The sequence below is a fragment of the Stenotrophomonas sp. STM01 genome (assembly GCF_014852135.1).
Lineage (GTDB): Bacteria > Pseudomonadota > Gammaproteobacteria > Xanthomonadales > Xanthomonadaceae > Stenotrophomonas > Stenotrophomonas capsici.
In genome coordinates, this window is the sequence record NZ_JACVBA010000005.1 from 78,614 (window position 1) to 92,913 (window position 14,300).

Genomic DNA, 14,300 nt, shown 5'->3' on the forward strand with positions numbered 1-14,300 from the left:
CTACGTGGCATGGTCGTTGTAGGGGTACTGCCCGGCCATTATGCCGTCCCGGCTAAAATGGGCGGATGAAAGAACAACTGCGTGAGCGATTCGCCGGCATCGACCGGCTGTACGGTGCCGGGACCATCGAGCACCTGGCCGGCTGCCGGGTGGCCGTGGTCGGCATGGGCGGGGTGGGGTCCTGGGTGGTCGAGGCGCTGGCGCGCTCGGCGGTCGGGCACCTGAGCCTGATCGACGCCGACGACATCTGCGTGTCCAACACCAACCGGCAGCTGCCCGCGCTGGCGGGCCAGTACGGCCGCAACAAGGCGCTGGCCATGGCCGAGCGCTGCAAGGCGATCAACCCCGACATCGAGGTCGAGGCGGTGGAGTCGTTCCTGACCGGTTCGAACATGGCCGAACTGCTGGACCGCAACTTCGACCTGGTGATCGATGCCTGCGACAGCTTCCGGGTCAAGGTGGAGGCCATTGCCTGGTGCCGCCGCCGCAAGCTGCCGATGATCACCGTCGGCGCGGCCGGCGGACGCACCGACCCGACCCTGGTGCGGGTGCGCGACGTGTCGCGTACCGAGCACGACGCGATGATGGCGCTGATCCGCAAGAAGCTGCGCGCCGAATTCAACTTCCCGAAGAACCCGCAGCGCTACTTCGGCGTGTCGGCGGTGTACTCGCTGGAGAACGTGAAGTACCCGCAGGCCGACGGTAGCGTGTGCGGCCTGCGCCCGAACCTGGGCCCGGACGAGGCGATGAAGCTGGACTGTGGTGCCGGACTGGGCGCGGCCACCCACATCACCGGGGCATTCGCCTTCGCCGCGGTCGGCAAGGCGCTGGAAGTCCTGCTGAAGAAGAAAGGCACGTAGGAGCACCTTCGCGAACTTCGCGGCCCGGGCCGCCCCTACGGCAGTCCGAACAGGCGTTGCGCGTTGGCGGTGGTCTGCGCGGCGATTTCTTCCGGCGCCTGTCCGCGCAGCTCGGCGACGGTTTCCAGGACGCTGGCCAGCCGGGCCGGTTCGTTGCGCTGGCCACGGATGCCGGCGTCCGGCTGGTCCGGCGCATCGGTCTCCAGCAGCAGGAACTCCAATGGCATCTGCGCCACCAGCGTGCGCAGGCGGTTGGCGCGGGGATAGGTGAGGGGGCCACCAAGGCCGATCAGGAACCCCAGTTGCCATAACTGGCGGGCCTGTTCCGGACTGCCGGAAAAGCTGTGGACCACCCCCTGCAGCCCGCCGGTGCGGCGGATGCGCAGGATGACTTCGTCCACCGCGCGGCGGGCATGCACCACCAGCGGCAGCCGGTGGCGGTGGGCCAGGTCGAGCTGGCCCTGGAAATAGAACCGCTGTGCTTCGGGGTCCCGGTCTTCAATGAAGAAGTCCAGGCCGCATTCGCCGATGGCGCGCGGGGATTGGCGGGTGATCCATTCGTCCAGCTGCTGCAGGTGTTGCGGCCGGTGTTCGGCCAGGAACATCGGGTGCAGCCCGTAGGCCGGGAACAGGCCGGGGGCGAGCGTGCAGCTCTGGCGCAGCTTGGGCCAGCTGGCCGCGGTCACCGCCGGCACCACCTGCGCGATCACCCCGGCCGCCTGCGCGCGCGCGATCACCGCCGCGCGGTCGGCGTCAAACGCATCGGCATCGAGGTGACAGTGGCTGTCGACCAGTTGCACGGGTCAGGACTTGCGTGGCGGCAGCACCTGCGGCGCATCGGACGGGTCCTTGCGTCGCTTCCAGTTGGCCAGCAGCAGCGTACCCAGCCCGAACAGGATCTCGTCCAGGAACGGGATCGGGTCCGGCAGCAGCAACGTGACGAGGAACAGGCCTGCCGTGATCTTGAACAGGGTCGGGTAGCGCAGCTTGCGCGCCCACTCCATAAACGGCGTCAGCATCAGGGACATGGCAAATCCTGTGGTTGGGGAGTACAACAACCGCGATATTGCGGCGTGCCGTGCTTTTTCGATAGGCCGATGCCATTCATGCGGGCCTCTGTTCAGCTTTGGCGTGCTGGAATCCACCCCATATCAAGACGCGGGCCATCCGCAGGGAGCTGAACCATGAAAAGCACGACCACTACTGTTCTGGTTGCCGCCGGCGCCCTGCTGGTGGGTGGCATCGCCACTGCCGCTTTCATGCAGGGGCGCGACAAGGCCACCACGCTGCCGGCCGCGCAGACGCCGAACCCGGTGCTGGACAACCAGCCGCTGGCCGATGACGCCGCTGCCAGTTCGCAGGTCGAGGCAGGCGGCAAGCTGGAATACGCCGACGTACTGAAGGTGGCCCCGGTCACCGAGAAGGAGCGCGTGTACGGCACGGTGACCCGCACCGAGCCGATCAACGAGACCTCGACCACCAGCACCCCGCATGAGGTCTGCAACGACGTGGTGGTGCAGGAGCGGCTGCCCGAGCGCGACGGCAACGTCGGCGGCACCGTGGCGGGCGCGGTGATCGGTGGCCTGCTGGGCAACCAGATCGGCGGCGGCAACGGCAAGAAGGCCGCGACCGCTGCAGGCGCGGTGGCCGGCGGTGTGATCGGCAACCAGGTCGACAAGCGCCACGTGGGCGGCCGTGTGGTCCAGCGCACCGAGCGCCAGTGCCACACCGAGCAGCGCACCGCCGAAAGCAGCCGCGTGACCGGCTACAACGTGACCTACCGCAAGCCCGATGGCAGCACCGGCACGATGCGCATGGACAGCCGTCCGGGTGAACGCGTGTCGCTGGGCAACAGCGACCGCACGGTCGGCTATGACGTGACCTACCGCTACGAGGGCCAGGAAAAGACCGTGCGGATGGACAACCGCCCGAGCAGCGACCGCTTGCCGGTGCTGGACGGCCAGGTGGTGACGCAGACCGCCGCGGTTGATGTGGGCAGCAGCCGCCAGTAAGCAGGCGTGCTGCACCGAGAGCATCTGGAAGGCCGGCATCTTGCCGGCCTTCCTTGTTTGGGGACGGCCCGCACCGCGCAGGCGACCGATGTCCCGGACAGGTGTTAGGGTTCCGACCAATCCCGGCAGGAGCCTTGATCCATGAGCATCTTCGATCTGCGTCTGGAAACCGAACGCCTGATCCTGCGCCCACCGGGCCGGCAGGACTTCGAGGCCTTCGCCGCGTTCTGCGCCGACCCGGTGGCCATGCAGCACCTGGGGGGCGTGCAGCCCAAGCCGGTGGCGTGGCGCAGCCTGGCCGGGCTGGTCGGCAGCTGGCAGTTACTGGGCTACTCGATGTTCTCCGTCATCGAGAAGGACAGCGGGAACTGGATCGGCCGGGTCGGGCCCTGGCAGCCGTACGGCTGGCCCGGCACCGAAGTGGGCTGGAGCATCGTGTCGTCGCATTGGGGGCGCGGCTACGCCCCGGAAGCCGCACGCGCGGCCATCGATTGGGCCTTTGATGCGCTGGGCTGGGAGGAAGTGATCCATACCATCGCGCCGGACAACAGCAACTCCCAGCACGTGGCGCGCAAGCTGGGTGCGCGGGTGCTGCGCAATGCCCGACTGCCGCCGCCGCATGAGGTGGACGTGGAGGTTTGGGGGCAGTCGCGGCAGGCCTGGTTGGCGGCACGCTGACCGCCTGCCGATTGCTGCGGTTGCAGCTACCAACCGGCGTCGATTCCGGTCATATTCAATTGCCGCACGCCATCGCGGTGCGGGGAGAATCGACGCTGTGAGTACTGCCGCTGCACTGACGGTTTACGGCATGTCCAGTTCGGGCAACTGCCACAAGGTTCGTTTGCTGCTGGAACAACTGGGCTCGCGCTACCAGTGGAAAGAGGTCGACAGCGCCGGCGGCGATACCCGCACGGCCGAGTTCCTGGCGCTGAACCCGAACGGCAAGGTGCCGGTGGTGCAGCGCAACGATGGCCGCGTGCTTGCCGAATCCAATGCCATCCTGTTCTGGTTGGCCGAAGGCACGCCGTTCCTGCCGACCGATGGCTGGCAACGTGCCCAGGCGCTGTCCTGGATGTTCTTCGAGCAGTACAGCCACGAGCCCTGCATCGCCGTGGCGCGCTTCATCAGTGGCTGGACGCCGGATGACTCGTCGCGCCGTGCCGACCTGCCGCGGCTGCGTGCGCGCGGCCACGAGGCGCTGGCGGTGATGGCCCACCACCTGGCCGACCACCGTTGGTTCACCGGCGGCGATTACGGCATCGCCGACATTGCCCTGTTCGCCTACACCGCCGTGGCCGAGGACGGCGGCATTTCGCTGTCTTCGTACCCGGCGGTCGAACGCTGGTTGGAGGACGTCCGCCGCCAGCCCGGCTTCGTCGCCATGCCGGTGCCGGACGCCGAGGTCCAGGCGCGCTTCGCCGCGTCGCGCTGATCCCCCCATTTCCCCCGCAACACCGCCTTGTTTCGTGGAGCCTGTCTGCATGTTCGCTCGTGTACCGAATCCCATCCCGGCCCGGATGAAGGGCCTGAACCGCGCCGAGATCTGCGATACCAACTTCATCGAATTCGTGAACGGCCTCGGCCGGGGGCCGGATGCCGGCCCGCAGGACGCCGCGCCGGTGCTGCCGGGCAGCGCGCTGGATGCGGCCGGTTTCCGTGAGCTGTTCGAGTCACAACTGATCAGCCGCCATCTGGACCTGATGGCGCGCGTGCTGCGCGTGCAGAACAAGGTCTTCTACACGATTGGTTCATCCGGCCACGAGGGCAACGCGATGGTGGCGCGGGCGACGCGGCATACCGATCCGGCCTTCCTGCATTACCGCTCCGGTGGCTTCATGGCCGAGCGCTTCCGCAAGCTGCCGGGCATGGACCCGGTGATGGATTCGGCGTTGTCGTTCGCCGCCAGCAAGGACGACCCGGCCAGCGGCGGCCGCCACAAGGTATGGGGCAGCAAGCCGCTGTGGGTGTTGCCGCAGACCTCGACCATCGCCTCGCACCTGCCCAAGGCGTTGGGCACGGCGATGGCGATCGAGGCCGGCAAGCGGCTGGGCCATGCGCTGCCGATCCCCGATGACAGCATCACCGTGTGCTCGTTCGGCGATGCCTCGGCCAACCATGCCACCGCGCAGACCGCCTTCAACGCCGCGGCGTGGAGCAGCTTCCAGAAGTTGCCGGCCCCGGTCCTGTTCGTCTGCGAGGACAACGGCATCGGCATCTCGGTGAAGACGCCCGAAGGCTGGATCGGCGAGAGCTTCCGCCACCGGCCCGGGCTGGATTACTTCCAGGCCGATGGCCTGGACCTGGCCGGTGGCTACGCCGAGGTGCAGCGTGCGGTGGAGCATTGCCGCCGCACCCGCCGGCCGACCTTCCTGCACCTGCGCACCAACCGCCTGATGGGCCATGCCGGCACCGACTTCGAGATCGAATGGCGGGCCCTGGAGGAACTGTGCGCGGTGGAGGCCGGTGACCCGCTGCTGCGTTCGGCGCAGATCGCGGTGGAATCCGGGTTGATGGACAAGGGCGAAGTGCTGGCGCTGTACGAGCACACCCGGCGCCGCTGCTTCGAAGCGGCCGAAGCCGCCGACCAGCGGCCGCGGCTGAAGGCACTGGCTGAGGTGGTTGCACCGCTGGCGCCGTACTCGCCGGAGCGGGTGGTCAAGGAAGCCACCCGCGCCGACTACGCCGAGCGCCGGTTGCAGGTGTTCGGGAGCGAGGCCGCGCTGCCGGAGAACCAGCCGCCCAAGCACCTGGCCATCCAGATCAACCAGGCCCTGCACGACCTGTTCTGCAAGTACCCGGAAACGCTGCTGTTCGGCGAGGACGTGGCGCAGAAGGGTGGCGTCTACACGGTGACCAAGGGCCTGCAGAAGGCATTCGGCCCGCGCCGGGTGTTCAACACGCTGCTGGACGAGACGATGATCCTGGGCATGGCGCAGGGCTTCGCCAACATGGGCATGCTGCCACTGCCGGAGATCCAGTACCTGGCCTACCTGCACAACGCCATCGACCAGGTGCGTGGCGAAGCCTGCTCGCTGCAGTTCTTCTCCAACGACCAGTACCGCAACCCGATGCTGATCCGCATCGCCGGGCTGGGCTACCAGAAGGGCTTCGGCGGCCACTTCCACAACGACAACTCGATCACCGCCATCCGCGATATCCCCGGGTTGGTGGTGGGCTGCCCGTCGCGCGGCGATGATGCGGCGGCGATGCTGCGCACGCTGGCGGCGCTGGCCAAGGTGGACGGGCGGGTCTGCATCTTCCTGGAGCCAATCGCGCTGTACATGACCAAGGACCTGTACGAGACCGGCGATGGGCAATGGCTGTTCCCGTATCCGGCGCCGGAGCAGGCCATCGCGCTGGGCGAGGGGCGCGCGTATGGCGAAGGCAATAACGACCTGGTGATCTTCACCTATGGCAACGGCGTGCCGATGAGCCTGCGCGCGGCCAGGGCCATCGAACAGGCGCAGGGCTGGAAGGTGCGGGTGCTCGACCTGCGCTGGCTGGTGCCGTTGAACGAAGGCTGGATCGCCGAACAGGCCAAGGGCGCCAAGCGGATCCTGGTGGTCGACGAGGGCCGGCACAGCGCCGGGGTGGGCGAGGGCGTGATCACCGCGTTGGTCGAGGCCGGCCACGGCCAGGTGCCGCTGCGGCGGGTGACCGGTGCCGATACCTACACGCCGTTGGCCGGTGCCGCCCTGCTGGTGCTGCCGGGCGAGGGCGATATCGTCGCCGCGGCCGCGCAACTGGCGTGAGGCACCTGCCATCGCGGTCCGGCTGGCACGCCCGCACGTTGCGGCAACCTCGCTCCTCCCGCGTCCGCGGGAACGGGGCGGGGCGCGCGGCCTTCACCCGGTCCAACGCGGCGGGCGGCTAGCCTGCCCCCATCTTCCGGTTGGAGCCCGCCATGAGCCCCTACAAGATTGCCGTTTTCGTCGGTAGCCTGCGCAAGGATTCGATCAACCGCCGCTTGGCGCATGCGCTGCAGAAGCTGGCCGGGGACCGGGCCAGCTTCGAGTACATCCAGATCGGTGATATCCCGCTGTACAACCAGGACCACGATGGCCAGTTTCCGGCGCAGGGCACGCGGATGAAGAACCAGGTGCGTGCCGCCGACGCGGTCCTGTTCGTCACCCCCGAGTACAACCGCTCCATCCCCGGCGTGCTGAAGAATGCCATCGACACCGCGTCGCGGCCGTACGGCGACAATGCCTTCGACGGCAAGCCGGCGGCGGTGACCGGTGCCTCCATCGGGGCCATCGGCAGTGCATTGGCCCAGCAGCACCTGCGCAACGTGCTGGTGTTCGTGAATCTGGCGGTGCTGGCGCAGCCGGAGGCCTTCCTGCACTTCAAGGAGGGGCTGATCGAGGCCGACGGCACGATCACCAATGAGGCCACGCGGACGTTCCTGCAGGGCTTCGTGGACCGCTTCCTGGCCTGGATCGGGACCCACCACGCCGGCTGAGCGGTCGGCACGGGCGCGGCGGCTTTGCGATAATCGGCACTCGGCGCCGCAACGGCGCCGGGTGCTTCTTTCTGTATGGCCGCCCACTCCGGAACGCCCCGCCAGGCCGCGGGGGCTGGAATTGTGGACAGGTTATCCACAGAGTTGTCCGTACCCCGGTGGCAGATGCCCACCTACCATGGCCGTAGTGCCTTAGCGCAGGAATCACGTTCTTCTTATGTCCGCTCGTACTGGTTTCCGTTCCGACCGCAACGACCGCGCTGAGCGCGGCGAACAGCGCATTGATGCCCTGCGCGTACCCCCGCATTCGGTGGAAGCCGAGCAGGCGGTGCTCGGTGGCCTGATGCTGGCGCCGGAGGCATTCGACCGGGTCAACGAGGCGCTGACCGAGAAGGACTTCTACCGCCGCGACCACCAGCTGATCTACCGCGCCATCCGCGAGCTGTCCGAGCGTGACCGCCCGTTCGACGCGGTGACCCTGGGGGAATGGTTCGAGTCGCAGGGCAAGCTGGACCAAGTGGGCGATGGTGCGTACCTGATCGAGCTGGCCAGCACCACGCCGTCGGCGGCCAACATCAGCGCCTACGCCGAGATCGTGCGTGACAAGGCGGTGCTGCGGCAGCTGATCCAGGTGGGCACCGACATCGTCAATGACGGCTTCCAGCCCGAAGGGCGCGACAGTACCGAACTGCTGGCCACCGCCGAGAAGTCGGTGTTCGCCATCGCCGAGCAGGGCGCGCGCGGGCGGACCGACTTCGTGGCCATGCCCGGCGCGCTGAAGGACGCCTTCGAGGAGCTGCGCAACCGCTTCGAGAACGGCGGCAACATCACCGGCCTGCCGACCGGCTACAACGACTTCGACGCGATGACCGCCGGCCTGCAGCCGACCGACCTGATCATCCTTGCCGCGCGTCCGGCGATGGGCAAGACCACCTTCGCGCTGAACATCGCCGAATACGCCGCGATCAAGTCGAAGAAGGGCGTGGCGGTGTTCTCGATGGAAATGTCGGCCTCGCAGCTTGCGATGCGCCTGATCTCCTCCAATGGCCGCATCAACGCGCAGCGCCTGCGTACCGGCCAGCTCGAGGACGAGGACTGGAGCCGCGTCACCGGTGCCATCCGCATGCTGAAGGAAACCAAGATCTTCATCGACGACACGCCGGGCGTGTCGCCGGAAGTGCTGCGCTCCAAGTGCCGCCGCCTCAAGCGCGAGCACGACCTGGGCCTGGTGGTGATCGACTACCTGCAGCTGATGAGCGTGCCGGGCAACAGCGAGAACCGCGCCACCGAAATCTCCGAGATCTCGCGTTCGCTCAAGGGTTTGGCCAAGGAGCTGAACGTGCCGGTGATCGCGCTGTCCCAGCTCAACCGCTCGCTGGAAACGCGTACCGACAAGCGCCCGGTGATGGCCGACCTTCGCGAATCCGGCGCTATCGAGCAGGACGCGGACATGATCGTGTTCATCTACCGCGACGATTACTACAACAAGGAAAGTTCGCCGGACAAGGGCCTGGCCGAGATCATCATCGGCAAGCACCGTGGTGGCCCGACCGGCTCGTGCAAGCTGAAGTTCTTCGGCGAGTACACCCGTTTCGACAACCTCAGCCACGATTCGGTCGGCGCGTTCGAGTAAGCCCCTCCGCCATGTCCGTCGCCCTCGTCTGGTTCCGGCGCGACCTGCGCCTGCGTGACAACCCGGCCCTGCAGGCCGCGATCGAGGCAGGGCATACGCCGCTGCCGGTCTACATCCATGCGCCGCACGAAGAGGGCGCATGGGCACCGGGCGCGGCCTCCGATGCATGGCTGCACCAGTCGCTGCAGCAGCTTGACGCCGACCTGCGTGCACGTGGCAGTGCGCTGGTGCTGCGGCGTGGCGACAGCCATGCCGAACTGCAGGCGCTGATCGCCGAGAGCGGCGCGCAGGCGGTGTACTGGAACCGCAAGTACGAGCCGGCCACCCAGCCACGCGACGCGGCGATCAAGCGCGGCCTGCGCGAGCAGGGCGTGCACGCCGAGAGCCACAACGGCTATCTGCTGTTTGAACCGTGGGAACTGGCGACCCAACAGGGCGGCCCGTACAAGGTGTTCACGCCGTTCTGGCGCAACGCGCTGGGCCGGTGGCGGCTGGCGGCCTTGACCGAGGCGCCGTCGCGGCTGCCCGGCCATGGCCTGCAGGGCCTGCCGCTGCAGGCGTTGCAGCTGGCACCGCGGTTGCACTGGGATGCGGGGTTCTGGGCGCACTGGCAACCGGGCGAGGCCGGTGCGCAGGAGGCATTGGACGTCTTCACCGATGGCGCGCTCAATGGCTACCGCGAGCAGCGCGACCTGCCGGACCGTACCGGCACCTCGTTGATGTCGCCGCACCTGCATTTCGGCGAGATCGCGCCGTGGCGCATCGTGCACGCGCTGGAGCGGCTGCGCAGTGCCGGTCGCGACGCCGACATCGACGGTTACGTGCGGCAACTGGGCTGGCGCGAGTTCTCTTGGCACCTGCTGCATCACTTTCCGCAGACTTCCGACAGCAACCTCAATCCGCGCTTCGATACGTTCGCCTGGGCGCCGCCGCGCGCCGAGCTGCTGGGCGCCTGGCAGCAGGGCCGCACCGGCATCCCCATCATCGATGCCGGCATGCGCGAACTGTGGGCCACCGGCTACATGCACAACCGCGTGCGCATGCTGGTCGGCAGCTTCCTGTGCAAGCACCTGCGGATGCATTGGAAGGAAGGCGCGCGCTGGTTCTGGGACACGCTGGTGGATGCGGACCTGGCCAACAACAGCATGGGCTGGCAGTGGATCGCCGGCACCGGGGCTGACGCGGCGCCGTACTTCCGGGTGTTCAACCCGGTGACGCAGGCGCAGAAGTTCGACCCGCATGCGCGCTACATCACCCGCTGGGTGCCGGAACTGGCGGGGCTGCCGGTCAAGGCGCGGTTCGCGCCGTGGTTGTCACCGTCGCTGCTGGCCGAGCAGGCGCCCACGTATCCGGCACAGCCGCTGGTCGATCTGGCGCAGGGCAGGGAGGCCGCATTGGCCGCCTACCACCGGTGCCGCTGAGAGTTTGAACGCTTCAGACAGTTAGATGAATGGAACCCGCTTCCGGCGCGGTTCCATCATCCCCACGTCGCAGCCTGCTGTTTATCCTTGCCCGGCAAATCCACGCCGGCCTTCCTGCCGGCCCATGAAGGAGACTCTGATGAGCACCGTTACCGCTGTCCGCAATATTTCCCTTGGTCTGGTGGCAGCTGCCGTCCTCTCGGCCTGTGCCACCGGTGGCTCTTACGTGCAGCAGGACCCGTACGGCAACCAGACCCAGCAGCAGAACAAGACCGGCAAGGGCGCGCTGATCGGCACCGCCATCGGCGTGGCCGCAGGCCTGCTCAGCGGTGGCGATGCCACCGAGCGTCGCCAGCGTGCAATGGTCGGCGCCGGTATCGGTGCATTGAGCGGCGCGGCGATCGGCAACTACCAGGACCGCCAGGAGCGGGCCCTGCGCGAGCGCACTGCCAACACCGGCATCGACGTGCAGCGCGAAGGTGACAACATCACCCTGAACCTGCCCGACGGCATCACCTTCGATTTCAACAAGACCACCCTCAAGCCGCAGTTCTACGGTGCGCTCAATGGCGTGGCCAGCACCCTGCGCGAGTACAACCAGACCATGATCGAAGTGGTTGGCCACACCGACAGCATCGGCACCGACGCGGTGAACAACCGCATCTCGAAGGAACGCGCCGACGCCGTGGCCGCCTACCTGACCGCGCAGGGCGTGCAGGGCGCGCGCATCGAGACGCTGGGTGCCGGCAAAGCCTACCCGATCGCCGACAACAGCACCGATGCCGGCCGTGCGCAGAACCGCCGCGTGGAGATTCGCCTGATCCCGCTGAAGTCGTGATCGCAGCCGCAGCGTTGATGGTGTGAAGCAAGGGCCGCGCAAGCGGCCCTTGTCATGTCGGCACGGGGAGGCGATGCGCCTTGGCCTGCAACCGCGCCGCGGCAGGTCAGCCGGCGATGACCGCGCTGTTGCGTCCCTTGCGCTTGGCTTCGTACAGCGCCGCATCGGCGCGCGCGAACCAGTCCTGCCAGCGCTGTTCGCCGGCATACATCGCCCCGCCCAGGGAGATGGTGATGCGGCCGCCGGGTCCCCGCAGTGCCTCGTACACCGCCTTGCGGATCCGTTCGGTGAAGCATTCCAGGGCTTCGCGCGTACCGGTCTCGGCCAGGATCACGAATTCCTCGCCACCGAAGCGGAACACCTGGTCCCGGTCGCGCAATTCAAAGCGCAGGATGGCGGCCAGGTCCGATAGGGCGGCATCGCCGGCGGCGTGACCGTGGCGGTCATTGACGTCCTTGAAGTGGTCGATGTCCAGCACCACCAGCGCGTGCCGGAAGCGGCTCTCGCGCTGGCCGATGATCTGCTGGCTGAGGGTACGTTCGAGCGCGCGCCGGTTGGGCACGCCGGTGAGGGCATCGAGCGAGGCCAGTTGCTCCAGGCGGCTGCGGTCGCCCTGCAGGCGCCGCGAGAAGCGATGGCCGAAACCGAAGGTCAGCACGATGACGGCAAGCGCCTGCGGCTGGATCGGCGCGAGCAGCAGCCCGGGCTGCAGCAACAGCCCGACGACCAATGCCAGGTTGACCGGTGCGGCGACCTCGTAGCGGACGATGAAGAAGTTGCTGATCAGGACCAGGAACGTCCATGCCAGCGCCGAATGCTGCAGCACCCACGCCGCCAACAGGCAGCCGCCTGCATTGGCGAGGGCGGCCAGCACCCCGGCGATGTCCAGCCTTCGACGCTGGGCCAGGACCGTGGCTGCCACGGCCACAGCGGTGAGCAGCAGGCTGATGGCCAGTTCCGGCAGGCGCCGGTCGGCAGCCAGCCAGGCACTGAAGAACACCAGCACCAGCGCCGAGGTCGGCGCGATCGTGCGCAGCGGTACGCTGCGCAGCGCCTGCGGCAGGTCGGGAACGTGCTGGACGGGAGGGCCGGGGGTGTGCATGGCGGCGGCAACATAGCAGCGGCCGTGGCGGATTTCCTTCACCCGGATACACATGGTCAGGCGTCGGATTGCTTTGTGCAGGAACGCCCCGGAAGGGCGTCATTTACTGACCAACCACGGCCGTGTTCATGTCCGATATGGACGCACGGCGGCGCTTTTCAAGGCGTGTTCGGCAGCGTCGCGTGAAGCCGGATTTCACCGTCCGGACGCCGCGCCGGCCCATTTGCGCAAACCCGATCAGGCCAGCGGCAGGCGGCTTTCGGCCCGGCTGTAGCGATCGTGCAGTGCCCGTACCTGCGCGGCGCGCGGATGGACGCGCACGGTATCACCGAACGTCCGCAGGTACTGGCAGGCGGCGAAGCCCGGCGATTGCCGCTCGTAATCGGCGATCCAGGCCAACCGGTCCGGACGGTTGGCCTGCTCGGGTGACCACGCCGCGACGCGTGGCTGGATGCGGGCTTTCATCCCCATCCGCCACGGCTTGGGAGTAAGGCGCGCGCGGAAGCAGTGCTGCAGGCGGCACATGCGGGCATACAGCGGATCGGCGTGGACCGCCTTGAAGAACTGGTGGACCGCCTTGTCCTGCGGATCGAACACCGCGTGCATCACCAGCACCCGCAAACCGGCCGGCGTGCGGTAGGTGCGCAGCGTCCAGTCCGGTTGTTGCCGTGAGAACTGCTCCAGCTTGGCCAGCGCGCGCCCCTGGGCGCCTCCATTGGCGTTGAAGCGCACGCGCCTGACCACTACCACCAGCCAGTTGAGCAGGACCAGCGCGAGGGTGGCGGTTGCGGCGCCTATCCACCAGTTGTTCGCGTTGACGCCGACGATGGCCATCACCCCGAGCCAGCAGGCCGCCGACAGCAGGAAGGGCAGGACACAGCCGGAGGGAGGCTCTTCCAGGTCGATGTCGGCGAACAGCACGTCCGGGGTGTTCAGGCACAGCGCGCCGTAGCTGTTGCGGGTGATGACATCTTCGCCCTCGCGCGCAACGACCTGCTCGCGGATGGGCACGCCTTCCACGCCATAGTGGGTGCGGCGCTCGCGGCGCGGCAGTGATTCACCGGCAAGGATGGCGTCCATGGCCTGCTGCACGCGCGCCTCGGCATGCGCCTGGGCGGCCTCCAGGCTGAGCTCGGACCAGCCGAAGCGGCGGACGGTGACGCTGCGGCGGCGATGGCGGACCTGCCTGCGGGCCTCGGCCCAATACTCCGGAACAATCATCTGCCGTCCTGCGGTCATCCTGACGAAGTGGCCGGAGTCTGGCATAGGCCATGACGCCCGTCACCGGCCTCGTCGGCGCATGGCGGCGTACCGACGCGTCGTCGGGTAGGCTCAGAGGCAACGTTCAACAGGGGTGTCACGTGCTGAAGGGAAGCAACGCCTGCCTGGCGTCGATGCTGGCCATGGTGGGTACGGCTGCGGCCACCGACGACGTCGAGGCAGTGCAACCGAAGGCCACGTTTGTTTACGTGGACAAGTCCGAGCGGCAGTTGTTCGTCTTCAGTGGCCGCACGCTGTTGCTGCAGTACCCGATCGCGCTGGGGCGGGTGCCGGCCGGGCACAAGCAGCAGGAGGGGGACAAGCGCACGCCGGAAGGGGTGTACATGCTGGACTGGAAGAACCCGAACAGCCGCTACCACCGTTCGATCCATGTCTCCTACCCGAATGCCGCGGACCGTGCCGATGCGCAGCGGCGCGGCGTGTCCCCGGGAGGGGACATCATGATCCACGGCCAGCCGAATCAGTCGCCCCTGCCGGCCGCGGCCTTGCAGCAGCACGACTGGACCGATGGCTGCATCGCGCTGACCGATGCGCAGATGGATGCGCTGTGGGAGGTGGTGGATGTGCCGGTGCCGATCCGGATCGTGCCGTGAGCGGAGGGCACTGTCTGCAGGCGGCGGGGGAACGGCGGGGTTTGAATCGGCCACGGTGCCGGCTTCATCACGGTGCCTGCCGGTGAAGCGGGGTATAC

General features: G+C 67.9%; 14 protein-coding genes. 10 read left to right on the forward strand and 4 right to left on the reverse strand.

All coding sequences use genetic code 11. The features are described 5' to 3' along the window. The first annotated feature begins 65 nt into the window (after positions 1–65). Positions 66–860, forward strand: a complete 795-nt coding sequence (locus tag IB227_RS17475; protein ID WP_192288442.1) for a tRNA threonylcarbamoyladenosine dehydratase — start codon at positions 66–68, stop codon at positions 858–860. A 35-nt stretch (positions 861–895) separates the two neighbouring features. Here the strand turns inward: IB227_RS17475 and IB227_RS17480 are convergent, their stop codons facing one another. Together IB227_RS17480 and IB227_RS17485 are read right to left on the reverse strand one after the other, a co-directional pair. Then, positions 896–1,660 (reverse strand): TatD family hydrolase, encoded by a 765-nt coding sequence (locus IB227_RS17480; protein ID WP_192288443.1) that lies wholly within the window; start codon positions 1,658–1,660, stop codon positions 896–898. Between the two features lie 3 nt (positions 1,661–1,663). Further along, positions 1,664–1,888: a DUF6116 family protein gene (locus tag IB227_RS17485; RefSeq protein ID WP_132864170.1), complete on the reverse strand. Its 225-nt coding sequence runs from the start codon at positions 1,886–1,888 to the stop codon at positions 1,664–1,666. Between the two features lie 156 nt (positions 1,889–2,044). Between IB227_RS17485 and IB227_RS17490 the strand changes: the two genes are divergently transcribed. From IB227_RS17490 to IB227_RS17525, 8 genes are all read left to right on the forward strand, one after another. Beyond that, positions 2,045–2,872, forward strand: coding sequence for a glycine zipper 2TM domain-containing protein (locus IB227_RS17490; protein ID WP_192288444.1), 828 nt, complete (start codon positions 2,045–2,047; stop codon positions 2,870–2,872). Positions 2,873–3,013: 141 nt separating this feature from the next. Continuing rightward, the gene (locus tag IB227_RS17495) at positions 3,014–3,550 is read left to right on the forward strand and encodes a GNAT family N-acetyltransferase (protein WP_192288445.1); all 537 of its coding nucleotides are present in this window, start codon (positions 3,014–3,016) and stop codon (positions 3,548–3,550) included. A 97-nt stretch (positions 3,551–3,647) separates the two neighbouring features. Further along, entirely contained in the window at positions 3,648–4,304 is a 657-nt protein-coding gene (locus tag IB227_RS17500) for a glutathione S-transferase family protein (protein ID WP_318639561.1), read from the forward strand. 49 nt (positions 4,305–4,353) lie between these two features. Continuing rightward, positions 4,354–6,624: a thiamine pyrophosphate-dependent enzyme gene (locus tag IB227_RS17505; protein WP_192288447.1), complete on the forward strand. Its 2,271-nt coding sequence runs from the start codon at positions 4,354–4,356 to the stop codon at positions 6,622–6,624. Positions 6,625–6,776: 152 nt separating this feature from the next. Continuing rightward, positions 6,777–7,334 (forward strand): NADPH-dependent FMN reductase, encoded by a 558-nt coding sequence (locus tag IB227_RS17510; protein ID WP_192288448.1) that lies wholly within the window; start codon positions 6,777–6,779, stop codon positions 7,332–7,334. A 217-nt stretch (positions 7,335–7,551) separates the two neighbouring features. After that, entirely contained in the window at positions 7,552–8,967 is a 1,416-nt protein-coding gene (locus IB227_RS17515; protein WP_132864164.1) for a replicative DNA helicase, read from the forward strand. An 11-nt stretch (positions 8,968–8,978) separates the two neighbouring features. Next, the gene (locus IB227_RS17520) at positions 8,979–10,388 is read left to right on the forward strand and encodes a deoxyribodipyrimidine photo-lyase (protein WP_192288449.1); all 1,410 of its coding nucleotides are present in this window, start codon (positions 8,979–8,981) and stop codon (positions 10,386–10,388) included. 139 nt (positions 10,389–10,527) lie between these two features. Then, entirely contained in the window at positions 10,528–11,226 is a 699-nt protein-coding gene (locus tag IB227_RS17525) for an OmpA family protein (RefSeq protein WP_132864162.1), read from the forward strand. A gap of 106 nt (positions 11,227–11,332) precedes the next feature. On the opposite strand, the gene IB227_RS17530 is transcribed toward IB227_RS17525, so the two are convergent. Both IB227_RS17530 and IB227_RS17535 read right to left on the reverse strand, forming a co-directional pair. Next, positions 11,333–12,382, reverse strand: coding sequence for a GGDEF domain-containing protein (locus tag IB227_RS17530; protein WP_225591956.1), 1,050 nt, complete (start codon positions 12,380–12,382; stop codon positions 11,333–11,335). A 183-nt stretch (positions 12,383–12,565) separates the two neighbouring features. Next, on the reverse strand, positions 12,566–13,549 hold the full coding sequence (locus IB227_RS17535) for a hypothetical protein (RefSeq protein WP_192288450.1): 984 nt from the start codon (positions 13,547–13,549) through the stop codon (positions 12,566–12,568). A 140-nt stretch (positions 13,550–13,689) separates the two neighbouring features. On the opposite strand from IB227_RS17535, the gene IB227_RS17540 reads away from it, so the two are divergent. Further along, a complete protein-coding gene (locus tag IB227_RS17540; RefSeq protein WP_207911799.1) occupies positions 13,690–14,202 on the forward strand; it encodes a L,D-transpeptidase family protein in 513 nt (170 codons plus the stop codon). The last annotated feature ends 98 nt before the right edge of the window (positions 14,203–14,300 follow it).

Coding starts and splice junctions, on each gene's coding strand:
- IB227_RS17525 (WP_132864162.1), top strand. CDS start 10,528: ATGAGCACCGTTACCGCTGTCCGCAATATTTCCCTTGGTCTGGTGGCA.
- IB227_RS17495 (WP_192288445.1), top strand. CDS start 3,014: ATGAGCATCTTCGATCTGCGTCTGGAAACCGAACGCCTGATCCTGCGC.
- IB227_RS17485 (WP_132864170.1), bottom strand. CDS start 1,888: ATGTCCCTGATGCTGACGCCGTTTATGGAGTGGGCGCGCAAGCTGCGC.
- IB227_RS17505 (WP_192288447.1), top strand. CDS start 4,354: ATGTTCGCTCGTGTACCGAATCCCATCCCGGCCCGGATGAAGGGCCTG.
- IB227_RS17475 (WP_192288442.1), top strand. CDS start 66: ATGAAAGAACAACTGCGTGAGCGATTCGCCGGCATCGACCGGCTGTAC.
- IB227_RS17535 (WP_192288450.1), bottom strand. CDS start 13,549: ATGATTGTTCCGGAGTATTGGGCCGAGGCCCGCAGGCAGGTCCGCCAT.
- IB227_RS17510 (WP_192288448.1), top strand. CDS start 6,777: ATGAGCCCCTACAAGATTGCCGTTTTCGTCGGTAGCCTGCGCAAGGAT.
- IB227_RS17520 (WP_192288449.1), top strand. CDS start 8,979: ATGTCCGTCGCCCTCGTCTGGTTCCGGCGCGACCTGCGCCTGCGTGAC.
- IB227_RS17515 (WP_132864164.1), top strand. CDS start 7,552: ATGTCCGCTCGTACTGGTTTCCGTTCCGACCGCAACGACCGCGCTGAG.
- IB227_RS17530 (WP_225591956.1), bottom strand. CDS start 12,382: ATGTGTATCCGGGTGAAGGAAATCCGCCACGGCCGCTGCTATGTTGCC.
- IB227_RS17490 (WP_192288444.1), top strand. CDS start 2,045: ATGAAAAGCACGACCACTACTGTTCTGGTTGCCGCCGGCGCCCTGCTG.